This window comes from Streptomyces sp. NPDC126499 (assembly GCF_040302485.1).
Classification (GTDB): Bacteria; Actinomycetota; Actinomycetes; order Streptomycetales; family Streptomycetaceae; genus Streptomyces.
In genome coordinates this window covers 343,676-350,557 of the sequence record NZ_JBEOUO010000007.1, presented here as the reverse complement: position 1 = coordinate 350,557, position 6,882 = coordinate 343,676, and the positions used below count along the sequence as shown (strand labels likewise).

8 protein-coding genes are annotated in these 6,882 nt (G+C 70.9%); 2 read left to right on the top strand and 6 right to left on the bottom strand.

What is annotated here, in order from left to right; all coding sequences use genetic code 11:
• Window positions 1-718: 718 nt before the first annotated feature.
• Window positions 719-1,717, top strand: coding sequence for a tryptophan--tRNA ligase (trpS, locus tag ABTZ91_RS13505; protein ID WP_352077276.1), 999 nt, complete (start codon window positions 719-721; stop codon window positions 1,715-1,717).
• Here the strand turns inward: trpS and ABTZ91_RS13500 are convergent.
• Entirely contained in the window at window positions 1,684-2,697 is a 1,014-nt protein-coding gene (locus ABTZ91_RS13500) for a helix-turn-helix domain-containing protein (RefSeq protein ID WP_352077275.1), read from the bottom strand. The two genes, trpS and ABTZ91_RS13500, sit on opposite strands and share 34 nt — an antisense overlap.
• Before the next feature lie 75 nt (window positions 2,698-2,772).
• Between ABTZ91_RS13500 and ABTZ91_RS13495 the strand changes: the two genes are divergently transcribed.
• Complete coding sequence (locus ABTZ91_RS13495; protein WP_352077274.1) at window positions 2,773-3,372, top strand: cysteine hydrolase family protein; 600 nt, start codon at window positions 2,773-2,775, stop codon at window positions 3,370-3,372.
• Between the two features lie 14 nt (window positions 3,373-3,386).
• On the opposite strand, the gene proC is transcribed toward ABTZ91_RS13495, so the two are convergent.
• The 5 genes from proC to ABTZ91_RS13470 form a co-directional block, all read right to left on the bottom strand.
• Window positions 3,387-4,196, bottom strand: coding sequence for a pyrroline-5-carboxylate reductase (gene proC, locus ABTZ91_RS13490; RefSeq protein WP_352077273.1), 810 nt, complete (start codon window positions 4,194-4,196; stop codon window positions 3,387-3,389).
• A gap of 105 nt (window positions 4,197-4,301) precedes the next feature.
• Window positions 4,302-5,039 (bottom strand): ABC transporter permease, encoded by a 738-nt coding sequence (locus tag ABTZ91_RS13485; protein WP_352077272.1) that lies wholly within the window; start codon window positions 5,037-5,039, stop codon window positions 4,302-4,304.
• Window positions 5,036-5,830 carry an ABC transporter ATP-binding protein gene (locus tag ABTZ91_RS13480; protein WP_352077271.1) on the bottom strand — a complete coding sequence of 265 codons (795 nt, stop codon included), beginning with the start codon at window positions 5,828-5,830 and terminating at the stop codon, window positions 5,036-5,038. Before ABTZ91_RS13480 ends, ABTZ91_RS13485 begins: the two co-directional genes overlap by 4 nt.
• Window positions 5,831-5,921: 91 nt before the next feature.
• Entirely contained in the window at window positions 5,922-6,431 is a 510-nt protein-coding gene (locus ABTZ91_RS13475; protein WP_352077270.1) for a hypothetical protein, read from the bottom strand.
• 47 nt (window positions 6,432-6,478) lie between these two features.
• Window positions 6,479-6,814 carry an SH3 domain-containing protein gene (locus ABTZ91_RS13470; RefSeq protein ID WP_352077269.1) on the bottom strand — a complete coding sequence of 112 codons (336 nt, stop codon included), beginning with the start codon at window positions 6,812-6,814 and terminating at the stop codon, window positions 6,479-6,481.
• Window positions 6,815-6,882 lie beyond the last annotated feature (68 nt).

Here is a 6,882-nt window from a genome sequence, read left to right as displayed (position 1 = left end):
TCCGAAGATGGACGGGGTATCAACTAATCTGGCGTTGATTTTTGGCACGCTGTTGAGTTCTCAAGGTGCGGACGCTTCCTTCGTACTCACCCTCGCGGGCTTTCCTCCAGGCGCTTCCTTCGTTTCCGACTCTATCAGATCTTTCCGATCCGATTTCCTCGGTGCTTTCCGGTCCCTTTTGCTTTCGCTCCGGGCCCTTCCGGCGGTTCCGACTCTATCAGATCCTTTCGGGCCTGATTCCCGGTCAGCGGGAGTTGTCTTCGCGGCTGTTGGGCCGTTCCGACGAGTGAGACTTTAGCGGATTCCCTGCCCCCGACGCTAATCGGGGACTCGCGCCCAAACCTTCGAACGCGGATTCCTCATTTCGCAAAAACGCACGGAAAGACAAGACGGCACGACGAATCGACGCCGTCAGGCGTTGTGGTTCTTGCGGAATGGCTGTCCGGGGCCGACCGGAGTCGGTGCTCACGTCGGACAACCCGGAGAACACTACGTACCTCGTAATCCCGTGTCAACCCCGGCCCTGAGGCGTACTCTGTGGGCATGACTACGCATGCGCACACCACCCAGTGGTGGGCCGCCTGACGGCGGCCCGTACCTGACGCATGCAGACACGGCCGCCGCCTCGGCGGCCGTTCGCGTATCCCCCCCGGGAGCCCGGCCGACGGGCCGGCGGCGCTCGTACAGAGACAGCCAGGAGAGAGGGAGAACGAACGCGATGAAGCGGATCTTCAGCGGGGTCAAGCCGACCGGGCACCTGACGCTGGGCAACTACCTCGGGGCCGTGCGGCGGTGGGTCGAGGTGGACCAGCACCAGGCGGACGCGCTGTTCAGCGTGGTGGACCTGCACGCGCTGACCGTGGAGCACGATCCGGCGCGGGTGCGGCGGCTCAGCCGGCAGGCGGCGACGCTGCTGCTGGCGGCGGGGCTCGATCCGGAGCGGTGCACGGTGTTCGTGCAGAGCCATGTGGACGAGCACGCGCGGCTCTCGTATCTGATGGAGTGCGTGGCCACGGACGGCGAGATGCGCCGGATGATCCAGTACAAGGAGAAGAGCGTCCGGGCGCGCGAGTCCGGGCAGGGCGTGCGGCTGTCGCTGCTGACGTATCCGGCGCTGATGGCGGCGGACATCCTCGCGTACGGGACCGACGAGGTGCCGGTGGGTGAGGACCAGACGCAGCACGTGGAGCTGGCGCGGGATCTGGCGGTGCGGTTCAACCATCGGTACGGGCATGTGTTCACGGTGCCGAAGGCGACGAATCCGGTGGTGGCGGCGCGCGTCATGGATCTGCAGGACCCCGTGTCGAAGATGGGGAAGTCGCACGAGAACGGGGCCGGGATCGTCTATCTGCTCGACGACGCGGACACCGTGCGGCGGAAGATCATGCGGGCCGTGACGGACAGCGGGCGTGAGGTCGTCTACGACCGGGAGGCCGCTCCGGGGGTGGCGAACCTGCTGGATGTGCTGGCGGCCGCGACGGGTGGGAACCCGATCGGCCTTGCCGGTGTATACGAGTCGTACGGATCGTTGAAGAAGGACACGGCGGAGGCGGTGGTCGAGCTGCTGCGGCCGGTGCGGGAGCGGCATGCCGAGCTCGCGGCGGACCCGGGGCAGGTGGACAAGGTGCTGCGGGAGGGGGCTGAGCGGGCGCGCGGGATGGCGCGGCCGCTGGTCGACCGGGCCTACCGGGCGATCGGGCTGTTGCCGGCCGTGTGACGGAAGGCGTTGCGGTAGTCGCGCGGGCTGGTGGCGAGGTGCGAGGCGAAGTGCTGGCGCATGGTGACCTCGCTGCCGAAGCCCGCGCGGCGGGCCACTTCGGGGAGGGGGTGATCGGTGAGTTCGAGGAGTTTCTGCGCGGCGGCCACGCGCTGGGTGATGAGCCAGTGGAGGGGGGTGGTTCCGGTGGTGGCCTGGAAGTGGCGGGCGAAGGTGCGCGGGGACATGCCGGCGTGGGCGGCGAGGCTGGCGACGGTGTGGGGCTGGTCGATGTGGGCGAGCGCGTGGGCGCGGACGTCGGCGAGGGCGTCGGCGTCGCGGTCGGCGCGGGGGGTGGGGTGCTCGATGAACTGGGCCTGGGTGCCGGTGCGGAAGGGGGCGGTGACCATGGAGCGGGCGATGGTGGCGGCGGCCTCGGCGCCGTGGGCGGTGCGGACGAGGTGGAGGCACAGGTCGATACCGGCGGCGGTGCCGGCGGAGGTCCAGATACCGGTGTCCTCGACGAAGAGGGCTTCGGGTTCGACGCTCACGTGGGGGTAGCGGTCGGCGAGGTCGCGGGCCAGGTGCCAGTGGGTGACGGCGCGGCGGCCGTCGAGGAGGCCGGCGCGGGCGAGGACGAAGGCGCCCGCGCAGAGGGAGGCGACGGGGATGCCGGCGGTGTGGGCGCGGCGCAGGGCGTCGAGGAGGGGTTCGGGGACGTCGGCGTCGGGGTCCTCGATGCCGGGGACGAGGACGAGGTCGGTGGGGGTGAGGAGGTCGAGCCAGTCGAGTGGGCGGTCGGGGGTGAGGCTCAGGCCGCCGCGGAGGGGGATGGGGGTGGCCGGGTCGGTGGCGACGCGGCGGAGTTCGAAGGGAGGGACGCCTCGGGTGCGGCGGTCGCTGCCCCAGACCTCGGTGACGACGGAGACGTCGAAGGCGCGGATGCCCGGGAAGGAGAGGAGGGCGATGCGCTGGGGGTGGTTCTGTCGGTCTGTCGCCACACTCGGCAGTAAACCATCGATCGGTGACTTTTCTCCCTCTGGGAGGGTCGGCCGGGTGGCGGCAGCATCGTGGGTATGGAGATCACGGAGATCAATGAGAACGCGGCCTTGGTGGTCGTCGATGTGCAGAAGGGCTTCGAGGAGGAGTTCTGGGGGCGTCGGGACAATCCGGACGCCGAGGGGAACATCGCGGCTCTGATCGATCGGTGGCAGGAGTCGGGGCGGCCGGTGGTGTTCGTGCGGCACGACTCGCCGGAGGGGTCGCGGTCGCCGCTGCGGAGGGGGCATGTGGGCAACGAGTTCAAGGACTTCGTCGCGGAGCGGCGGGGGAAGGGGGCGGGTCCGGAGCTGCTGGTCACGAAGAGCGTGAACTCGGCGTTCTACGGTGAGCCGGATCTGGACGCCTGGCTGAAGGGGGCCGGGGTGGAGCAGATCGTGATCGTCGGGATCCAGACGAACATGTGCAACGAGACGACCGCGCGGATGGGCGGCAATCTCGGGTACGACGTGGTGTTCCCGATCGACGCGATGCACACCTTCGACCTGGCCGGGCCGTTCGGGTGGACGCGGACGGCGGAGGAGCTGACCCGGGCGACGGCGGTGTCGCTGCACGGCGGGGGTTTCGCCCGGGTCGTGACCACCGAGGAGGTGCTGAGGGGTGCGGCCGCGCGTTAGGCGGGCCGTGGTGGTCAGCCCTGGCCGGAGGCGAGCTCGCGGCTGCGGTCGCGGGCGGCTTCCAGGGCGGCGATGAGGGCGGCTCGTACGCCGTGGTTCTCCAGCTCGCGGATGGCGGAGATGGTGGTGCCGGCGGGGCTGGTGACGGCCTCGCGCAGCTTGACGGGGTGTTCGCCGCTGTCGCGGAGCATGACGGCGGCGCCGATGGCGGCCTGGACGATCAGGTCGTGGGCCTGGGCGCGGGGCAGGCCGAGGAGGATGCCGGCGTCGGTCATGGCCTCGACGAGGTAGTAGAAGTAGGCCGGGCCGGAGCCGGACAGGGCGGTGGCGGCGTCCTGCTGGGACTCGGGGACGCGCAGGGTCTTGCCGACGCCGCCGAAGATCTCCTCGGTGTGGACGAGGTGTTCGTGGGTGGCGTGGCTGCCGGCGGAGATCACGGACATGCCCTCGTCGACGAGGACGGGGGTGTTGGGCATGACCCTGACGACGGGGGTGCCCGTGGTCAGGCGTTCCTCGATGAAGGCGGTGGGGATGCCGGCGGCGGCGCTGATGACCAGGCGGTCGGAGGCGACGTGCGGGGCGAGTTCGTCGAGGAGGCGGCCCATGTCCTGGGGCTTCACGGCGAGGATGAGGGTGTCGGCGCGCTTGGCGGCGTCGGCGTTGCTGACGGCCTCGACTCCGTAGCGGGCGTGGAGTTCTTCGGCGCGTTCGGTGCGGCGGGCGGTGACCAGGAGGCTGGCCGGGCGCCAGCCGGCGCGGATCATGCCGCTGAGGAGCGCTTCACCGATCTTGCCGGTGCCGAGGACTGCGACGGTCTGGGTCATGGGTCTGTTCACCTCGCCGGAAGGGGCTCCACGTGCAGGGACATCCTCGCACCGGGGGCGCTCCGGTGTGGTGGGTGTCCGAGGGGCGGGCACGCCGGGGGGCGGTCACGCGGTGCGGCGGCGGAGGGTGGCGGCGCCGAGGGCGAGGACGAGGACGGCGCAGCCGGCGACGACGAGGGCGTCGCGGACGAAGTCGGCGGTGATGTCGGTGTGGCGCAGGACCTGGTTCATGCCGTCGACGGCGTACGACATGGGCAGGACGTCGGAGATCGCTTCGAGGGCGGGGGCCATGCGGTCGCGCGGGGTGAACAGGCCGCAGAGCAGCAGCTGGGGGAAGATCACGGCCGGCATGAACTGGACGGCCTGGAACTCGGAGGCGGCGAAGGCCGAGACGAAGAGGCCGAGGGCGGTGCCGAGCAGCGCGTCGAGCAGGGCGACGAGGAGCAGCAGCCAGGGGGAGCCGGTGACGTCGAGACCGAGGAGCCACAGGGCGAGGCCGGTGGCGAGGGCGGACTGGACGACGGCGAGCAGGCCGAAGGCGAGGGCGTAGCCGGCGATCAGGTCGGCCTTGGCGAGGGGCATGGCGAGGAGGCGTTCGAGAGTGCCGGAGGTGCGTTCGCGCAGGGTGGCGATGGAGGTCACCAGGAACATGGTGATGAGCGGGAAGATGCCGAGGAGGGAGGCGCCGATGCCGTCGAAGGTCCGCGGGCTTCCGTCGAAGACGTAGCGGAGCAGGAGGAGCATCAGGCAGGGCACGAGGAGCATCAGGGCGATCGACCGCGGGTCGTGGCGGAGCTGGCGCAGGACGCGGGCGGCGGTGGCGAGGGTGCGGGCGCTGTTCACGGGCGGGGCTCCTCGGTGCGGTGCCGGTCGCGGGCGGCTGCGGCGTCCACGAGGTGGAGGAAGGCGTCCTCGACGGTGGCGGTGTCGTTGCGGTGGCGCAGGGCTTCGGGGGTGTCCTCGGCGAGGAGTTCGCCTTCTCGCAGGAGGAGCAGCCGGTGGCAGCGCTCTGCCTCGTCCATGACGTGGGAGGAGACGAGGAGGGTGGTGCCGCGGTCGGCGGCGATGCGGTGGAAGAGGCTCCAGAGGTCGCGGCGGAGGACCGGGTCGAGGCCGACGGTCGGTTCGTCGAGGACGAGGAGCTCGGGGGCGCCGAGGAGGGCGACGGCGAGCGAGACGCGGCTGCGCTGGCCTCCGGAGAGCCGCCCGGCGAGGGCGTCGGCGTGGGAGGTGAGGTCGACGTCGGCGATGGCCCGGTCGACGGCGGTGCGGCGTTCGGCGCCGTGGGGGCGGCCGGGGAGGAGGACGGCGGCGAAGTAGTCGAGGTTCTGGCGGACGGTGAGGTCGTCGTAGACGGAGGGGGCCTGGCTGACGTAGCCGATGCGGGAGCGCAGGGCGGGGTGGCCGGCGGGGTGGCCGAGGACGTCGAGGGTGCCGGTGACCTTGGCCTGGGTGCCGACGACGGCCCGCATGAGGGTGGTCTTGCCGCAGCCGGAGGGGCCGAGGAGGCCGGTGACGCGGCCGCGGGGCACGGTGAAGTCGAGGTCGCGCAGGACGGGGCGGTCGCCGCGGACGACGCTGAGGCCGGACGCGACGATCGCGTCGACGGCGGCACCACAGCTCTTATTCATCATGTGATGAATAGTGGGTCTGGGGGTGGCACGACGTCAAGGACCCCGGACGATGTCCGGGGTCCTCGGGGCGGGCTCGGGGACTGGGGAGCGGCTAGCGCTTGGGCTTGGGCTTCTTGCGGCCGGCCGGGTTGCCCGTACGGGTCGAGCGGCGCTTCTCGTAGCGGGCCACGGCCTCTTCGTACTCCGCGCGCAGCAGCTTCTCGCCCGGGGCCTCGGTGAAGGAGCGCAGGAAGTAGGCGAGGAGCGAGCCGATGAAGCCGATGGCCTTCAGGCTGCGCAGGGACGCCTCACGGGCCGGATCGTCGGGGCGGCGGCCGAAGCCCTCCCACGTCTTGCGGAAGGCGATCGCGCTGCAGACGGCGAACATCACCACCACGAGCGTGTTGACGAAGCCGCCGACCTGGGCGATCTCCAGGCCCTCGTACGCGAAACGCAGCACGAAGCAGCCCGCGACCGCGGCGGCGAGCGAGCCGGCGGCCACGCCGATCCGGCGCAGACCGTAGTGGCCGCCGTGGTCCACCCAGGTCGTACCGAAGAAGCGGAGCTCCTCGGGCCGCGGCCCGGTCGGCGTGCCGGTCTTGCTCTGCTGGTCGTCGCTCACGGAATCGATTATCCCCGTATCCCCGGACGGAGCGGGGGGGACCGGCGTCAGCCGCAGCGGCGGGCCACGTAGCCGTCGGTGCCGGTCTTCACATACGCGTCGGAGACGAACTGGCCGGGGCTGATGTTGTCCCAGATGTTGGTGGTGCCGTACGGGCCGGAGATCCATTCGCCGGGCGTCTGGCAATAGATCTGCACCCAGGCGCCCAGGGTCAGGGTCCGGACGATCGGGTACTTGGTACCCGGACCGGAGCGGACGTTCACCCGGTAGCCCGGGGCGATCGGGTAGGCGGTGACGTCGTCCGCCGCCATGGTCCGCAGGGTGTCGTCAGCGGTGCCGGTGTTCTCGGCGTTCCCGGTGTTCTCGGCGTTCTCGACGCTCATGGCCACTCCCCCGTCTGGCATGAAAGCGCTGTCTCGGAGCGCTGCGGTGAGATTCACTCTCCGCGACG